The sequence below is a fragment of the Bradyrhizobium sp. UFLA05-108 genome (assembly GCF_059803455.1).
The window spans coordinates 14019-31600 of record NZ_JBANAZ010000001.1 but is presented as its reverse complement, the minus strand read 5'-3'; the positions used below and the strand labels follow the sequence as shown (position 1 = coordinate 31600).

General features: G+C 65.0%; 14 protein-coding genes. 8 read left to right on the top strand and 6 right to left on the bottom strand.

What is annotated here, in order from left to right:
- Positions 1-39: 39 nt before the first annotated feature.
- Positions 40-1296, bottom strand: a complete 1257-nt coding sequence (locus SO140_RS00145; RefSeq protein WP_449379742.1) for a Spy/CpxP family protein refolding chaperone — start codon at positions 1294-1296, stop codon at positions 40-42.
- 126 nt (positions 1297-1422) lie between these two features.
- Entirely contained in the window at positions 1423-2394 is a 972-nt protein-coding gene (locus SO140_RS00140) for a LysM peptidoglycan-binding domain-containing protein (RefSeq protein WP_449379741.1), read from the bottom strand.
- A 295-nt stretch (positions 2395-2689) separates the two neighbouring features.
- On the opposite strand from SO140_RS00140, the gene SO140_RS00135 reads away from it, so the two are divergent.
- The gene (locus tag SO140_RS00135; RefSeq protein WP_449379740.1) at positions 2690-3046 is read left to right on the top strand and encodes a hypothetical protein; all 357 of its coding nucleotides are present in this window, start codon (positions 2690-2692) and stop codon (positions 3044-3046) included.
- A 123-nt stretch (positions 3047-3169) separates the two neighbouring features.
- Here the strand turns inward: SO140_RS00135 and SO140_RS00130 are convergent, their stop codons facing one another.
- Complete coding sequence (locus tag SO140_RS00130; RefSeq protein WP_498542184.1) at positions 3170-5269, bottom strand: methyl-accepting chemotaxis protein; 2100 nt, start codon at positions 5267-5269, stop codon at positions 3170-3172.
- Between the two features lie 623 nt (positions 5270-5892).
- Here SO140_RS00130 and SO140_RS00125 point away from each other — a divergent pair.
- Positions 5893-6075, top strand: coding sequence for a hypothetical protein (locus SO140_RS00125; RefSeq protein ID WP_449379738.1), 183 nt, complete (start codon positions 5893-5895; stop codon positions 6073-6075).
- Positions 6075-7193 (top strand): lactonase family protein, encoded by a 1119-nt coding sequence (locus SO140_RS00120; RefSeq protein ID WP_449379737.1) that lies wholly within the window; start codon positions 6075-6077, stop codon positions 7191-7193. The genes SO140_RS00125 and SO140_RS00120 overlap by 1 nt, the downstream gene beginning before the upstream one ends.
- Positions 7194-7215: 22 nt before the next feature.
- On the opposite strand, the gene SO140_RS00115 is transcribed toward SO140_RS00120, so the two are convergent.
- On the bottom strand, positions 7216-7482 hold the full coding sequence (locus SO140_RS00115; protein WP_449379736.1) for a hypothetical protein: 267 nt from the start codon (positions 7480-7482) through the stop codon (positions 7216-7218).
- A gap of 127 nt (positions 7483-7609) precedes the next feature.
- On the opposite strand from SO140_RS00115, the gene SO140_RS00110 reads away from it, so the two are divergent.
- Positions 7610-8506 carry an efflux RND transporter periplasmic adaptor subunit gene (locus tag SO140_RS00110; RefSeq protein WP_449379735.1) on the top strand — a complete coding sequence of 299 codons (897 nt, stop codon included), beginning with the start codon at positions 7610-7612 and terminating at the stop codon, positions 8504-8506.
- A 171-nt stretch (positions 8507-8677) separates the two neighbouring features.
- Here the strand turns inward: SO140_RS00110 and SO140_RS00105 are convergent, their stop codons facing one another.
- Positions 8678-9526, bottom strand: coding sequence for a caspase family protein (locus SO140_RS00105; RefSeq protein WP_449379734.1), 849 nt, complete (start codon positions 9524-9526; stop codon positions 8678-8680).
- Between the two features lie 420 nt (positions 9527-9946).
- Here SO140_RS00105 and SO140_RS00100 point away from each other — a divergent pair, with 420 nt between their 5' ends.
- The 4 genes from SO140_RS00100 (at position 9947) to SO140_RS00085 (ending at position 16257) form a co-directional block, all read left to right on the top strand.
- Positions 9947-11677 (top strand): hypothetical protein, encoded by a 1731-nt coding sequence (locus SO140_RS00100; protein ID WP_449379733.1) that lies wholly within the window; start codon positions 9947-9949, stop codon positions 11675-11677.
- Positions 11678-11844: 167 nt separating this feature from the next.
- Positions 11845-12570, top strand: coding sequence for a thermonuclease family protein (locus SO140_RS00095; protein ID WP_449379732.1), 726 nt, complete (start codon positions 11845-11847; stop codon positions 12568-12570).
- Between the two features lie 130 nt (positions 12571-12700).
- Positions 12701-13888 carry a pyridoxal-phosphate-dependent aminotransferase family protein gene (locus SO140_RS00090; RefSeq protein WP_449379731.1) on the top strand — a complete coding sequence of 396 codons (1188 nt, stop codon included), beginning with the start codon at positions 12701-12703 and terminating at the stop codon, positions 13886-13888.
- Between the two features lie 269 nt (positions 13889-14157).
- Positions 14158-16257, top strand: coding sequence for a S9 family peptidase (locus SO140_RS00085; protein ID WP_474802270.1), 2100 nt, complete (start codon positions 14158-14160; stop codon positions 16255-16257).
- 84 nt (positions 16258-16341) lie between these two features.
- Here the strand turns inward: SO140_RS00085 and SO140_RS00080 are convergent, their stop codons facing one another.
- A complete protein-coding gene (locus SO140_RS00080) occupies positions 16342-17433 on the bottom strand; it encodes an SMP-30/gluconolactonase/LRE family protein (protein ID WP_474802268.1) in 1092 nt (363 codons plus the stop codon).
- Positions 17434-17582 lie beyond the last annotated feature (149 nt).

The window sequence follows — 17582 nt, the reverse complement described above, 5'->3', positions numbered from 1 at the left end:
TTGCGCGCTCTCCGCGGCTTTTGCGCGCGCAGCATCCGATCACACCCCGCGCTTCAGCCCCATCGCCTCGAACTGCGTCTTCTGCTCGTCGGAGAGGCCCCACTCGAAATCGTCGAGCGCGTCGCCCACGGTCTTCACCGCCTCGAGCATGGCATCCAGCCGCGCCCTCACCGCCTTGAGGCGGGCTTGCGGGGTGTGCAGGTTCTGCGGCGCACAGGGAGATAGGGCTTCCATGGTGCCCATGGTGGTGTCTTGCAGCACCTCCAGCGCGGCGCGCTTGGTATCGTCGAGCCGCAGCGCGGCCCCGATATCGTCGGCCGGCCATTGCTGCTTCGCGAGCTGCTCGTACTGGCGCTGGGCCTGCTCGTCGCTCATGGGCTCGCTGGGCGCCCTGCAGGCTGCAGCCTGCATCTCCTTGCGCTTGGTCTCGGCGGCGTTCCCGCGGCCCTCCTTGCCGAGCGCGTTGAGGCGCGACTTCTGCTCGTCGTCGAGCAGGCCGTAGAATTTTTCAAGCTGCGGCGCGACCGCATCCACCGCGTTGATCATTGCCTCGAGGCGGCGCTGCATCAGCGCGAAGCGATCGCGTGCATTGGCGGCCGCCTCGGTCGGGCAGGCGGCGCGGATAGTCGCGCCTGCCGAGGCCCAACCACTTGCGAGCTCGTCGAGGCCGGCGCGCTGGACCTCGTTCGGCTGCACCGTGCGCAGGATCGCATCGATCGGAAGGCCCACGGCATCGCCGGTGTCGCAGAGCTGTTGGAGCTCGGGGACCCTGCGGTGACGGCGGCCAGGCGCCGTGTAGGCGGCGAGCTCGGTTGGGGCGTAGGGCGCGAAGATTGCGGCATAGATATCGCCGTAGCCATAGGCCCACAGCGCGGTGCCGTCGCCGCGCATCGTGAAATCGGTGATGTCGTCATCAGCAAACGGCCAGAACAGGGGGCCGACCCAGCCATAGGTCCCATCGCCGTGCTGCCACCAGCCTTGCCCGGCGCGGCCACCGCGCCAGCCTGCGAGTGCAGCAACCGCCGTGAGCTGGGCGCGAACGGTAGGGCGCACGGCGTCCGCGGCGGGGCGGAGGTCCTGCGGGCGCAGCGCGGCCATCCGGGCACGATTGTGCCGCGCGGCCATGCGCATGTGGCGAATTCCGGCGACACCCAGCATCCGCCCCATCGCAAAACGCGCGACGCCGAGAGGACCGCCGACCCGCAGGCCGAAGCCGGCCTCGGCGACGCCAGGCAGCAGCGCGAGAATGATCAGCGCGATGCCGGCCACCGCGAGTCCAAGGCGGGATTTCGACATGATGGTCACCTTGGCTCCCTCCTTCGCGCCAAGCCGCATCTCGTCATAACGTCAATGACGCGCGTTGGAACAGAAAGTTCCCACGCTCAGGCAACCCACCTTAGGATTTGCGGGATCGAGAACCCCTCACCTTGCCTTGCGCGGCAAGACGAATGTCTGGCCGGGATAGATCCGGTCCGGGTTGTGGATCTTGTCGCGGTTGGCGTTGTAGATCAGGGCGTAGCTGAGGCCATCGCCGTAGGCGCGGCGGCTGATCTGCCAGAGGCTGTCGCCCCGGATGACGATGCGGTTGGAGCTAGTCGAACCCGTCGTCTCCACCTTGGAGCGCAACGGACCCTTCTCGGCGGACGGCGCGGCGGCGAGTGCCAAAGTGGATTGCGCGGTGCTCGGCGCGGCGGCCGGTGAGGCTGCCGCGCTGGCCTCCTTCACAGGAGCTTCGCCGGTGGGCGTGTCCTTCGCAACCTTGGCGACATCGGTACGCGCTTGTGCGGCGCGCGGTGGCTGCGCCATCGCGTTCAGCGTCACGGGAACGTCGGTTCTCGATTTCGTCACGCTGCCGTCCGGCGCCGTCGATTGCAGGCTGAGCTTGTAGCTGCCCGGCGGCAGCTTTGGCGGGGTCATCACGAACAGGCCGGACGCATCGGCAACTGCGGAGGCATGGCTCTCGCCATCGCGCAGCAGCTCGACGCGTGCGCCCGGCGCGGCGCGGCCGGCGATCACCGCCTCGCCGTCATCATCGACGCGAGCGACATCGAAACGCGGCCCGGTCTCCTCGCTAGCAGCCGGCGGCGGAGCGGTCGGCGCCGGCAGATCGGCGAGCGCGGACTGCGCTTTGCCGAGCGCGGTGGCGACGTCATTGCTGGGCGCCGCTGACGGTGCGACGGACGGCGCGCTCGGCGGCAGGAATGTCGGCGCCGCGAGCGCCGCCCCGGCTTCCGGCTTGGATTCGACCTGGGCCTTGCCGTCGGCGACCTTGACCTCGGCCCCGCCGCGCAACGCCTGCCACAGCCCGCCGGTGCCGACAGCGATCGCGGTACCGCCGGCCGCAACCAGCAGGAACGAGCAAACGGCAATTGTCGCCCTCGATGCGATCACCATGAATCCCAAAGCCCCTTAAGCCCTTCACGACAAATCACGGGCGCAAACCTGCGCTCAATTCGCTCCCGCATCAAGTCGACAAAATGGACGATCGGCAATCGGTCACAGATTCTGACCGATAGGGCCGCAATGATGCGCGTTCCCAAATAGGATCAAACCTTCGACCCGTGGGTTGTCGCAATCGCTGATGCGGAACAGTCCGGCCGGGGGGTGTCAGCTGAAAATGCATCACGTGCGCACCGGGCCTTCGGGGCCGGACGTTTTGTTTTGCGTGCGAAACCCAAGAGGCGAAAGGATGTCTGTCGGCTATCGGTTACCCCCTCTCGTTGTGGCGCTTGCCGTGATCGGCGCCCCCGTACAAGGCCGCGACGACGGCCGGTTTGCGAATTCCCCCCTCAAAGGCTGGTTCGAAAGCCTGCACAGCAAAGGCGGCGGCCCGTGCTGCGCGGACGCCGACGGCACCGCGGTAGCCGATGCCGACTGGGACACCCGGGACGGCCATTACCGCGTTCGTCTCGAAGGTATGTGGGTGGAGGTGCCCGACGACACCGTGATCACCGAGCCGAACCGCGCCGGTCGCACCATGGTCTGGCCGTATTACGTCAACGGCCGCACGCTGATACGCTGCTTCATGCCCGGCAGCATGACGTGATGCGCTGCTGAACCGGGACCTCGCTTTGCCGTTCGGTGTGGTCCCCGGATCAGCAACGCATCACGCCGCGAAGGGCGGCGCGCTGCGCAGCATCCGGGGCACGGAGAGCGGAGCGGAGTCGCGCTACGCTGCCCTGAGATCTTCGACGAAGCTTTCGACCTCGCGTTTCAGATCCTCCGACAGGCGCGCCAGCACCTTGGCGGAATCGAGCACCTCGCCGGCGGCCGCGCCGGTCTGGCCGGCGGCCTGTGAGACGCCGGAGATATGGCGCGAGACTTCCCTAGTGCCCTGGGAGGCCTGCTGCACGTTGCGGGCGATCTCGCGCGTGGCGGCGCCCTGCTCCTCGACCGCGGCGGCAATTGCGGCTGCGATCTCGTTGACGCGCTGGATGGTGGTGCCGATCGACTGGATCGCAGTCACGGACGAACGCGTCGCGCCCTGGATTGCGGCGACCTGCCCGGTGATCTCCTCAGTCGCCTTCGCGGTTTGCGTGGCGAGGTTCTTCACCTCGGATGCGACCACGGCAAAGCCGCGGCCGGCTTCGCCAGCACGCGCGGCCTCGATGGTGGCGTTGAGCGCGAGCAGATTGGTCTGCTCGGCAATGCCCGTGATCAGCGCAACGACATCGCCGATGCGCTGGGCGGCGTCCGCCAGCGCCTGGACCTCGCCATTGGTGCGATCAGCTTCCGCCGCGGCGGCCCCGGCAATGCTCGACGATTCGGCGACCTGGCGACTGATCTCGGCGATCGAGGCCGACAGCTCTTCCGTGGCAGCGGCAACGGTCTGGACATTGGACGAGGCGTCGCCCGACAGGGACGCAACGGAGGCCGCTTTCGACGAGCCCTGCTCGGCGGTTGACGACATCGAGTGCGCGGTGGCGTTCAGTTCGCCGGACGCCGAGGCTAGCGTATGCAGCGATTCCGTGACGGTCTTCTCGAACTCTCCGATCAGCCGCTCGACGACAAGCTGGCGCCGCTCTTTGCGCGCCTGCTCTGCCGCCTGCTCCTCGGCGAGACGATCACCCGTGATCATGTTCTCCTTGAAGACCGACACCGCGCGCGACATCTCGCCGATCTCACCGCCGCGCTCGATGCCGGCGAGCTCGATCGCATAGTCGCGCTCGGCAAGCCGGCGCATCGCCTGAGTCAACTTCCGGATCGGGACGCTGACGCGGCGGTTGACGAGGATGAAGCCGAACACGGTGATGGCGAGCGCGACCAGCATCATCGCGCCATTGAACACCAGGCTCCACTTCGCCGAGCTCATCTGCTGCCCGGCACGCGCGACCATCTCGGCCAGCGCGACCTGACCGGCCTCGACGCTGGAGTTGAGGATGGCGGTGTTGAGCTTGGAGAGATCCTCGATCTTGATGTCGATCGTCTGGTTGTTGCTCAGCGCCTTGATGAAACCCTGCTGGCGCTCGACCATGGCCGCGGCTTCGCCCTGCTTCGAGCGCGCGACAACGTCGGTGAGGCTGGCGGGCGCATCGGCGCGGCCGGCTGCATCCAGCACCTGGCTCCAGGCCTGCTTGGCACGGCCGGTATCCTCGGCGGCGCCGACCATGTCGGCGGCGCTCCAGGGTTTTGCACTGGCCGCCGCGGCTTCCAGGCGGATCGCGATCAGGCCGCCGAAATTGCGCGCGGCCCAGGCCGACTGCTTCACGCCCAGGAGATGATCGACCACGGGATCGCTCAGCTTCAGCGCATTCTCGAGCTCGCCCGTCAGCGCCAGAATCGCGTCGAGATAATCCTGCGCGGTCTTGCGGAAATCGTCGGCGAGCTTCGTGACGCGCTCGGCCTTCGCCTGGTGGATGGCGGCTTCCGCCTTGGGCCGAAGCGACACGAGCGCGTCATGAATTGCGACCAGCCGGCTCAGGGCACCGGCGAGACGGGAATCGGTCACGCCCTCGAGACGCTCGAGCACGCTCTTATAGGCGGCTTCCGACAATTGCCGGTTGCTGGCGATGCGATTGTCAGCATTGGCGTTGGCCGGCCCCTCCGCCAGCAGCGCCGACAGGAATGTGCCGCGCTCCAGGCGAAAGCCGAGCAGGGTCGCAAAGAGCTGCTGGTCGGTGCCCGCAAAGCGCTCGAGCTTTTGCGCCGCGGCGTTGCGCTCAACCGCGCCATAGAGTCCGGTCGCGAGCTGGGCGAGCAGAAACAGGCCGAGGATGCCGATGATGGCGCCCAGAACCGAACGAATGGAGGGATTGCCAGACAATTTCATTGCGGGCCGCATCCTATGAAAGATGCGGAAAATTACCGTCGCGCGCCTAAGATTTGGTTCACCTCGATACGGGCAAAGGCCGTCGCATCGAACAACGACGCGCGGCGGCGCTGACTCCGCAGAACTACGGAGACACGCGGCCCCGACGCAGTGCAGGCCTCAGGATCGTTTTGCCGCGCGCACTTCCGCGAACTCAGCGTCGGGATGCGCGACGATGGTCGCGAACATGATGCCGCTGATGATGATCGACCAGGCGGTGTCCCAATAAATCCAAAACACGTCAGCCTCCGCAAAAGCCTCCCGCCGCAAGCAGGAATTCTAGAACAGCCGAACGACGATGCCGTTCCTCTTCTGCTGCGGCCTGTGAGCGCACCCAAGGCCATTATCCTGGGGCCAATATCTTGCCGAACTATCTCTTGTTGGTCGGTGGCGGCCTCTGCTCGGTTTGATGGCCCCGATGCTTTGCCACCGCGTCTTCATCGCGCTGGCTGGTTTTTGGGCGTGGCGGAGATTTAGGCTGGCCGGCCTGGCCGCCATGCTTGCCGCCCATATCGGGCTTACCCTCAAGATCGTTTTCGCGGGGCAATGACCAAGCTCCTCTGAGGCCTGCCCGGACTCAATTCATGCACACCACATTGGTTCGCGTCACGGTGCCGGCTTTGCGACACCCGACCGATACAATTTCGACATCGATCGATCCAACGTGGATTTTGGCGGAATGGCAGGGAGCCCTGTATCCTCGCCGGCAACCAAGAAAAGCCATGCCGGACGGCAAGGGCGATTTTGGAAAGCTGGAGGAAGCCTGATGTCTCGACCGCCCCCCCGTACTATCCTGCAACGACTGCCGCTTGCGGCATGCGCCGTCATTCTTGCCACCCAATTCGGAGTCCGCGCCGGTATGGCCGACACATTTGCCTATGTCGGCAATGCCGACAGCAACGACATCTCCGTCTTCCGCATCGACGACAAGGGCGAGATGAGCCCGGTGCAGACCGCGCCTTTCGCCGGCATAGAGAAGCCCGGCTCCTCGACGCCGCTGGCGGTGACACCCGATCGCCGCGTGCTGATCGCCGGCGTGCGCTCGCAGCCGTTCTCGGCGGTGAGCTTTGCGATCGATCCGAAGACCGGCACGCTCAAGCACATCGGCAACGGGCCGCTCGCCGACAGCATGGCCTATGTCATGACCGATCGCACCGGCAAGTTCGTGCTCAGCGCTTCCTATGGCGGTAACAAGGTCACGCTCAATCCGCTGCTTGATACCGGCGTCGTCGGCGAGCCCAAGCAGGTGATCCCGACCGGGCTCAATGCGCACGCCTTGATCCCCTCGCCCGACAATCGCTTTGCGTTTGCGACCAATCTCGGCTCCGACCAGGTGCTGGCCTTCGCCTTCAATGCCACCACCGGCGAACTGACGCCGAGCGATCCGCCGGTCTACAAGGTACCTGAGAAATCGGGTCCCCGGCACTTCGTATTCCACCCCAACGGCAAATACGTCTATCTCATCCACGAACTGAACGGCGACGTCGCGGCGTTCAGCTATGACGCCAAGTCCGGCGGGTGGAGCGAGATCCAGCGGACTACGGCGCTCCCCGAAGGTTTCACCGGCAAACCCTGGGCCGCCGACATCCATGTCACGCCCGACGGCCGCTTCCTCTATGCCTCGGAGCGGACCACCAGCACGCTGACCGCCTACAAGATTGATCCGGCAAGCGGCAAACTCACCACGGTAGGCACCGTGCCGACGGAGAAGCAGCCGCGCGGCTTCAACATCGATCCCACCGGCCGCTATCTCGCCGCCCTCGGCGAATTGTCCGACGGCATGTCGGTCTATGCGATCGACCAAACCAGCGGCGCGTTAACCAAACTGAAGTCCTATCCGACCGGCAAGAAGCCGAACTGGGTGGAGTTCATCGCGCTGCAGTAAGAGGGCGGGAGTTGCGACCGACCTACGCAATCATCCGTAGTTTCGGTCGCGGCTCGCTGCCGTCATATTCCGGCACGCGATGGACCGTCATATTGTCTTCAAATGCCCGCAGACCGGCATGAACGTTCAGCATCGGCTTACGGCCGAGCTGTCCGATTCCAGGGATACGCACGATTCGGTGACGTGTCCGGCGTGCGCGCGCCTGCACCTGATCAATCGCACGACCGGTAGGCTGCTCGGCGAACGCCCTAGCTGACGGATGGCGCGAGGCGCCGAACCTGATCTTCAATCCCGCGACTAATCAAAGGCTTGCCGTGACCTGCACCTGCGGCGATCCGTCCTGCCACTCGGGCGCCATGGTGTGGACCCTCGCCATCTGCTATCGAGTGAAGCGTTTGATCCCGTGGATTGGTCCGATGCGTCGTTGCACCCGCAAATCTCGCAAAACCCTGCTTCCAGCGGCCACCGCACTGGGGCTTGGCCTTTTTCTTGGCCTTCTCCCGGCCCGCGCCGCCGATGAGGAGGCACCCAAGGGACCGGCCGTCACGGTGCTGAAGGCGGCAAAGTCCTGTTTCTCAGACATCGTGGAGGCGAGCGGCACGATCATCGCGCGCGAGGAAAGCTCGGTGCGGCCCGAGCGTCCCGGATTGAAGGTGACGGAGGTGCTGGCGGAAGCCGGCGACACCATCACCGCCGGCCAGGTGCTGGCGCGGCTGGCCTTGCCCGAAGGTGGTACAGTCCAGGTGACGGCGCCGGTCGCGGGTGTGATCTCCGCTTCGACGGCACAGATCGGCGCACCGGCCTCGGCGCGCGGCGAAGCGCTGTTCTCGATCGTGGCGCGCAGCGAATATGACCTCGTCGGCCTGGTCGCCACCGCCGACATGAAGAAGCTCGCGGTGAATCAGCCGGCCACCGTGCGCGTCGCGGGTGCCGGCGACATCGACGGCAAGGTGCGCAAGATCGGGCCGACGGTCGAGCCGAACATCCAGCAGGGCATGGTCTATATCGGCATCTCGACGCCGCGGCGGCTGCTGCTGAATTCCAGCGGACGCGCGCTGATCAAGACCGGGCAGAGCTGCAATGTCGCAGTCCCCTTGACCGCCGTGCAGTACAGTCCCGCCGGCACCGTGGTGCAGATCATCCGCCGCAACCGCGTCGAGACCAAGCGGGTCGAGATCGGGCTGATGTCCGGCGGCAATATCGAGATTCGCGACGGCGTCAATGAAGGCGACATCGTCGTCGCCCGCGCCGGCGCGCTATTGCGCGAAGGCGACCCAGTTCGCCCGGTAACGGCGAGCGCGGAGACGAAGTAAACGCGTAAGAAGGGCTCTTGTCCCGGACGCGCAGCAGCGTGCACGCTGCTGCGCTGGGCCGGGACCCATCTCTCCCGAAAGCTCCGCATGAAGGCATGGGCCCCCGCTCAGCAGCGCATCATTTCATGATGCGCCGCGTCCGGGGCACGAGACCTTGCAGGGTGTGAGGAACTAGCCGCCAGCCTGGTCGAACTGAACGTCTTCCAGGAGCGAGGACGACACCGTCGGGACCTGGTCGCCTTCGGAGGCGCGGGAGATGGCGACACGGGTCTTGTTGAAGACGATTTCGGCGCTGCCCTGCGCATTGAGGTTGTTCAGGAGCTCGCTGACCAGCACGCTGTGCTCGCCCTTGCCGTCGTCGGCGACCTTGCCCGGCGAGGCAGAGGAGAGGATCAGCGCGTTGTCCGGCGCACTGATCGGCGCCAGCCCGTGGCTGTATGAGCGGAAGCGGCGCTCATAGGGATTACGGCGCGAAGCATCGACGACGACGAGCTTGGCCTTGGCGCCCTGCTCCTTCATCATCTCGAGCACGCTCTCGATCGACACGCCGTGGCGGCGGACGTCGCTTTCCTTCCAGATCACGGCATCGACCGGCAGCATGTAGCTCTCGCGGCCGGCTTGCACGCCGTAGCCACCGAAGAACAGCATGACGACGCTGTCGCGCGTGATCTTCGACTTCAGGCGGTTGACGGCGCGGACCATGTCGTCCTTGCTGGCGTCCTCAACCATGTCAACGTCGAAGCCGCCTTTGCGCAGCGAGGACGACAGCGCACGTGCGTCGTTGATCGACTGCGACAGCGGCGCATTGGCGTCGGGATAATGACCATTGCCGATGACGAGGGCGAGACGCGAGGTGTGGCCGACCGAGCCGGTGACCTCAGCGGTCGAGACCGCCTTGGCGGCATCGAGGGCGCGCATGTTGAGGGCAGCGTGGGCGCCGATCGCCAGCGACACCGTGCCGATCAGGGCGGCGGCGACCGCAATGGTGCGTCGGGAAATGTCGAGCTGCCTTACATTCATCTCGGTTCATTCCTGTCAGGAGCCATCGCGGCGCGCGCACTTGTCTGAGTAGCGCGATGGCGTCTTTAGGTTTGAGGGATTGGCCGGGGATGTGTCCCCGAATTGCGCGCAATTTGCGGCGCCGCACCAAACAAACCCTTAACCGGATATCGCCCCCACGGCAATAGATTGCCCTTCTTTTTAGCTAAAGCACTGAATATGCTGGTTAATTGGCAGCGTCACAGATGAGGATTTTGTCATCCTTTGAGCCCTTTTTCAGCCCTGATCGGGCAGCTCCTGTGTCCAATTTTTCCGTGACATTGGTCACATTTGTGTTCCCCGCGAATTCGTGACACTTTTCAATCACTTGCGGAGACATGGGCGCGCTGCCGGGACGGCGTGCCGTGAACCCCGGCAAGGCCCCGCGCGACCAGGTAATTCATGAGCTTTCATTATTTCGCCGGGCACGCCTTCCGCGCCCTGACGGCACGGAAGGACGGCCCCTCGCTTTACGACGTCTGCGATCCCGTGCTGGCGGGCCCGGCCACCGGCGATCCGCATCTGGCAAAATTCTACAAGACCGCGCTTGGCAATCCGGCCCTGCGGGCGCTGCTCCGCCGCGCCGGTCTGCCCGACCTGCGCGATGAGGCGAGGCTGACCCGGCTGCGCACGGCACTGACCCGCGCGCGTGACGATGCCATGCCCGACTGGGAAGCGGTCGGCCGTCCCGTCGCCGACCTCCTCGATACCATCGCGCTCGACCATCCCAAGCCGCCACCGATGCCGTTCAACGGTGTGGCGCCGGCGCTGGCGGAAATCGACAGCGTGATCCGCGACTGCGCGCATCATCTGCTCCGCAGCTACCGCCAGAACGGCTTTCTGCCGACCTTTGCCGCGTTCAACCTGATCGGCGACCCGGACCTGCGCGGGCGCGAGCTGATCATGGCGCTGACCGGCTTGAACTCGCGCGGCTACAAGAACTCCTCGCTGCTGTTCAACCTGGCGCGCGTGTTCATCGCGCGCTCGAGCGCAGGCGCCATCATCAATCCGCCCTGGCGGGGCATCGCCGAGCCGATGTGGGAGCCGGTGCAGATCCGCCACCGCTCGGCCTATTACGACGCCTTCTTCATCGAGGCGTTGCTCGCCTATCGCGAGACCGGCCTCGCCTCGCCCGCGGACGCCACCGCCGCGCAGGCCGCGATCGCGGACATGGTCGATTTCTGCATCAACATCAGCCGCGAGGCGGTGAGCGGCACGGACGGCACGCGCTTCGACGTCATCACCGCGCTCGCACCGCCGCCGCATCCGCGCTTCTCCCGCTTCTTCGCGCAGATCAAGCAGGACCTCGGCTTCGGCGTCTACGTGCCGGACTGCGACACCACGGCGTGTTCGTTCTCGGCCGCGACGCAGGCCGGCTCCGAGGATCCGATCCTCGCCCAGCCCCTGCTCGATTTCTACGTGGGCTACCAGGTGCGTGAGGGCGTCAATGAGCCGCGCGTCACCGTGCCGCTCAACGACAACATCGATTACGAAGGCGGCGTCGCCACCTGGATCGACAATCTCGCCGGCGAGCGGCCCTATGGCAACGATCTCGATCCAACGCTGAACCTCGACATCCTCGAAGTGTCCTTCCGCAATCTTAAACGCTGGAAGATTCTGGAGACGCCGGCGCGGCTCGCCACCGTGCATCGCATCATCGCCTTCCAGAAGCGGCTGGCGGCGAGCGGCGCCTTCGCCAATCCGCGCTCGCACATCTACTATCTGCCCGAGCTCTACAGCGCCTATTTCGGCCGCTGCTACGCCGCCTTCCTGTCGCTGCCGCTGGCCGCCCAGGCCGCGATCGATCCCGACGGCACCTTCGATTTCATCCGCGCCCGCGTGCTCGGCTATGTCCAGGGCGAGATGCTCGTCGCCGAGATGAACGCATTCGACGCGGCGCTCGCCTTGATCGCGCTCGGCCATCTCGGCGCCGATCCCAAGACCTTCGCGCCGGCGCTGAACTGCATCGTCAGAGCTCTCGGCGAAGGCGGCCGCCGCGGCCCGTTCCGTGCCTATGAATGGAACAAGATGAAGACCCCGACACGAATTCTGGTCGGCGGCCCCGAAGTCACGTCGGCCTTCGTGCTGATGGGGCTGGCGGTTGCGAGGCGGCGAATGGTGAATGGCGAATAACGAATGGGAGCCACCATCAGTCTCCCTACTCGCTATTCACAATTCGCCACTCGCCCCACCGATGACAGGAAGTTGAAAGCCCATATGTTGGGCAGGTGCTGGCCCGGCGGCCAAATACCGACCACAATTGCTGGGCTTATCGGAATTTTCATTACGCGCGGACCGGCATGTCGCGAACATTTCTTGGCTTGATTTTCCTCTTCGCCTTGCCGTCGCTGGCGCAGGCTGCCGACATCACCGGCACGGCAAAGATCCGCGACGGCGATACACTCCAGATCGGCAATACCCGCATCCGGCTCGGCGGCATCGATGCACCCTCGACCGACCAGCTCTGCCTCAACACCAAGGGCGAGCGCTGGACCTGCGGCGTGGCGGCGCGCGAGGAGCTCGCCAAATACGCCGAGGGCAAGAACTGGGTCTGCCATGCGAGGTCGATCGACCGCCGCGGCCGCACCGTGGCGCGCTGCGAGGTCGACGGCGAGGACATCCAGAAATGGCTGGTGCGCAACGGCTGGGCGCTGGCCTTCACCCGGATCTCCCACGACTATGAAGCCGACGAAGCGGTCGCGCGCGAAGCCAAGGCCGGCATGTGGCAGGGCGCCTTCATCGCCCCCTGGGACTGGCGCGTGCGCAACAGGAAGACCGCGATCCTCGGCGCCACCAAGCCGCCCGAAGGGGCCCATGCGATCCTGCTCGCCTCGGCATCGGGCGCCGTCGCGCCGTCCCCGGATTGCACCATCAAGGGCAACGTCAACAGCGCCGGCGAATGCATCTTTCACCAGCCGACCAGCCGGTGGTACGCGCAGATCAAGATGAAGATCAGCAAGGGCACCCGCTGGTTCTGCTCGGTGGAGGAAGCCGAAGCCGCAGGATGCCGCGAGACACGGCGATAGTCATGTCCGAACGATCGGCTTCTTGCATGATTATCCCGCGTTTTACGTGCTTTTCTTAGGGCCCGACGGCGCGTAAAAGCGTAAGTCGATGACCCTCCAGATCGTCTTCATCACATAAGGAAGAACAACAATGACCGTTCGCGCGGGCCGGGAATTTCTGGCCATCCCCGGGCCCACCACGATGCCCGACGAGGTGCTGCGGGCGATGCATCGTCCGGCGATCGACATCTATTCCAAGCAGATGACCGACCTGACCGAGAGCCTGATCAGCGATCTTTCAAAACTGTTCGCGACCAAGGGCAAATCCTACATCTACATCGCCAATGGCCACGGCGCCTGGGAAGCCGTGCTCAGCAACGTGCTGTCGCGCGGCGACAAGCTTTTGGTGCTGGAAAGCGGCCGCTTCGCGATCGGCTGGGGCCACGCGGCATCCCTGATGGGCGCCGAGGTCGAGGTGCTCAGGGGTGACTGGCGCCGCGCAGTGCGGCCGCACGAGGTCGAGGAGCGCCTGCGCCGTGACAAGGAGCACAAGATCAAGGCCGTCGTCGTCGTGCAGGTCGATACCGCCTCGGGCGTACAGAACGACATCGAGGCGATCGGCAAGGCGATCAAGGCGAGCGGCCATCCCGCGCTGTACATGGTCGACACCGTGGCTTCGCTCGGCTGCATGCCGTTCGAGATGGACAAATGGGGCATCGACGTCGCGATGTCCGGCTCGCAGAAGGGCCTGATGACGCCGCCCGGGCTCGGCTTCGTCGCGGCGAATGATCGCGCGCTCGAGGCGCACAAGAAGGCGAACATGGCGACGCCCTATTGGAGCTGGAGCGAGCGCGAAGGCACCGAGCATTATCGCAAATATGCGGGCACCGCGCCGGTGCATCTGTTGTTCGCGCTGCGCCAGGCGATCGACCTCTTGCACGAGGAGGGCCTCGAGAACGCATTCCGTCGGCATAGTCTGCTCGGCGAAGCCGCGCGGCGCGCGGTCGCGATGTGGTCGGAGGGCCAGGTGCTCGGCTTCAACATTCTGGAGAACAGCGAGCGTTCCAACACGGTGACGACCGTGACCGTGGGCAACGGTCATGATCCCGCGGTGCTGCAGCGCTATTGCAAGGACAAATGCGGCGTGGTGCTCGGCACCGGCATCGGCGATCTCTCCGGCCAGGCCTTCCGCATCGCCCATATGGGCCACGTCAACGCACCGATGCTGCTCGGCACGCTCGGCGTGATCGAGGTGGGCCTCAACGCACTGAAGATCCCGCACGGCAAGGGCGGGCTCGAGGCCGCGGTCGCCTATCTCGGCGAGCAGGTCGGGGTGTAGGCTTGGGTTAGGCTTGGGCGTAAGCCAAACACTCCAATGTCGTCCCGGCGAAGGCCGGGACCCGGTACCACAGGATGTGGTTGGGCGAAGACTCGGGGTTACCAGCTCGTGCGACGACTTCTCCCTGGGGGTATGGGTCCCGGCCTTCGCGGGGACGACGGCGGAGTTTGACGCGACCTTCGAGCCCCACAGCCGCATTGAGCTTCTTTAAATCCCCCACTTTCGCTCCGATATAAAGGCAGGACACGCCCCCTGACGCGAGGATCGACTTGACCAAAACCGCCAGCCCCACCAAGCCCCCCGTCGCGCCGCAGCGGCCGCATTCGTTCACCCGACACGGCATCACCGTGAGCGACGACTATGCCTGGCTGAAGGATGCGAAATGGCAGGAGGTGCTGCGCGATCCCCAGGTGCTCGATCCCGACATCCGCAAATATCTCGATGAAGAGAACGTCTATACCGAGAGCCTGCTCGGCCATACTGCGCCCTTGCAGAAGACGCTTGTGCGCGAGATGCGCTCCCGGATCAAGGAAGATGATTCCAGCGTGCCCTCACCGGACGGCCCGTTCGCCTACTTCCGCAAGTTTCGCGAAGGCGGACAGCATGAGCTGTTCGGCCGCCTGCCGCGCAATGGCGGCGACAGCGACATCGTGCTCGACGGCGATGCGCTCGCAAAGGACCACAAATACTTCAGGTTCGGCGGCAGCCGGCATTCGCCCGATCACAAGCTGCAGGCCTGGACAGCCGACACCAAGGGCTCCGAGTATTTTTCGATCCGCGTGCGCGATTGGGCGACGGGAAAGGATCTCGACGACCTCGTCGAGGAAACCGACGGCGGCGTGGTCTGGAGCAAGGACGCCAAAAGCTTCTTCTATGTGAAGCTCGACGACAATCACCGACCGATGCAGGTGTGGCGGCACCGGCTCGGCACGAAGCAGGCCGACGATTTCCTGGTCTATGAGGAGCAGGACTCCGGCTGGTTCACCCATCTGCACGAGAGCACCAGTGGACGTTTCTGCGTGATCGCCGGCGGCGACCACGAGACCTCCGAGCAGCGGCTGATCGATCTTGCCAATCCCGACGCACCGCCGCGACTGGTCGCGGCGCGCGAGGAGGGCGTACAGTATTCGCTCGCCGATCGCGGCGATGAGCTCTTCATCCTCACCAATGCCGATGATGCCATCGACTTCAAGATCGTCACCGCACCGCTCGCGATATCGGAGCGTAAGAACTGGCGCGATCTGATTCCGTATCGTCCGGGCATCTACATCATCGATATTGATCTCTATGCCGGCCACCTGGTGCGGCTGGAGCGCGCCAACGCGCTGCCGGCGATCGTGATCCGCGATCTCGGCAACAACGAAGAGCACGCCATCGCCTTCGACGAAGCCGCCTATTCGCTCGACACGATGGGCTCCTACGAGTTCGAGACGACGAACTTGCGCTTCTCCTATTCGTCGATGACGACGCCGTCGGAAGTCTATGACTACGACATGGCCAGGCGCTCACGTGTCCTGCGCAAGCGCCAGGAGATTCCTAGCGGTCACAATGCGGCCGACTACGTCACCACCCGCATCATGGCGAAAGCCGATGACGGCGCCGAGGTGCCGGTCTCGATCGTGTATCGACGCGGCCTTGCGCTCGACGGCACGGCGCCGCTGCTGCTCTACGGTTACGGCTCCTACGGCGCGGCGATGCCGGCCTCCTTCAACACCAACCGCCTGTCGCTGGTCGACCGCGGCTTCGTCTACGCCATCGCGCATATCCGCGGCGGCGCCGACAAGGGCTGGGGCTGGTATCTCGACGGCAAGCGCGAGAAGAAGACCAACACGTTCGACGACTTCGCCGCGAGCGCACGCGCGCTGATCGCGGCAAAGTACACGAGCGCAAGGCGCATCATTGGTCACGGCGGCTCGGCCGGCGGCATGCTGATGGGTGCGGTCGCAAACCGCGCCGGCGAACTGTTCGCAGGCATCGTCGCGGAGGTGCCGTTCGTCGACGTGCTCAACACCATGCTCGACGACACGCTGCCGCTGACGCCGCCGGAATGGCCGGAATGGGGCAACCCGATCGAGAGCGAGAAGGATTTTCGCACCATCCTGTCCTACTCGCCCTACGACAACGTTGCGGCGAAGGACTATCCGGCGATCCTGGCGATGGGCGGCTTGACCGATCCGCGCGTCACTTACTGGGAGCCCGCCAAATGGATCGCGCGCCTGCGCGCCACCATGAGCGGCGGTGGCCCGGTCCTGCTCCGCACCAACATGGGCGCGGGCCACGGCGGCGCATCTGGGCGCTTCGACCGACTGGATGAAGTCGCGATCGTCTACGCGTTTGCACTGTGGGCGGCGGGGATGGCGGAGGCATAAGCCTCGCTGCCTCCCCATCACCGTCCTGGCGAAAGCCAGGACGACATTGGAGATTAAGGCGCAAGCTACCGCCACATAGTTCCCTTACACCGCCCCATGCGCCTCCACGTAGAGCGCGTAGATGGAGTGACAGCTTGCCATATAGAGGCGGTTGTTCTTGGGACCGCCGAAGCAGAGATTCTCGCAGCGCTCGGGCAGCTTGATGAAGGCGAGCGGCTTTCCTTCCGCATTGAACACCATCACGCCGTCGAGATCCTCGGACTTGCCCTTGAGCTGGTAGACCTTGCGGCCGCCCACGTCGGTGGGCTCAGACTGCAACGCGCCGTTCGAGCCCCAGCCGCACCACAGATTGCCGTCGCGGTCGACGCGAAAACCGTCGAGCGAGCCCTGGTCGGCGGCGTCGATCAGCTTGGTCTTGCCGCCAAGGCTGCCGTCGCCGCCGACATCGTAGCTCCAGATGCTGCGGTTGGGCGTGCCCTTCCATTCGACGATGTAGAGCTTCTTCTCGTCCGGCGAGAACGCCAGGCCATTCGGATTGACCAGATCGGTGAGGACGGCGGTGAGCTTGCCGTCCTTGGCAATGCGATAGACGTTGGTGGTGGCCTGCTCTGGCTTTTCCTTCTTGCCTTCCCACTCGCCATTGATGCCGAACGTCGGATCGGTGAACCAGATGCTGTCGTCGGATTTCACCACGATGTCGTTCGGCGCGTTCAGCCGCTTGCCCTCGAACTTGTCGGCCAGCACCGTGATCTTGCCGTCCTTCTCGGTGCGGGTAATGCGGCGGGTGACGGAGTGCTCGCAGGTGACCAGCCGCCCCTGGCGATCACGTGCATTGCCGTTGGCGTAGTTGGCATTGCCGCGGAAGACGCTGGTCTGCCCGGTCTTCTCGTCGAACTTCATGATCCGGTTGTTGGGAATGTCCGAGAACAGGAGATAGCCGCCCTCCGGGAAATAGGCCGGCCCCTCGGCCCAGCGCATGCCGGTCGCGACCTGCTCGATCGTCGAGGAATAGAGCCGGTATTTCGCAAAGCCCGGATCGAGGATCTGCACGGCGGGATCCGGATAGCGCTGGTTCGGCGAGAACGGGAAAGACTGCGCGCCCGCGGTGCGCGCCAGCAGCGTGGAAGCCGCCGCTGCACCAGCACCGGCCAAGAGATCGCGTCGTGACAGATTCATTGAGGTTTCCTTCCTGATTGGCTCTGAACCGACCGTTATGACGGCCGGCCCGTGTGACGATGTGGTTGATGCAGACTAAAGCGCGATGAGGATCGTCATCGCGCTTCAGGTCGTTGTTTGAGCATGATCTCCGCACAAACGCGTTCCGC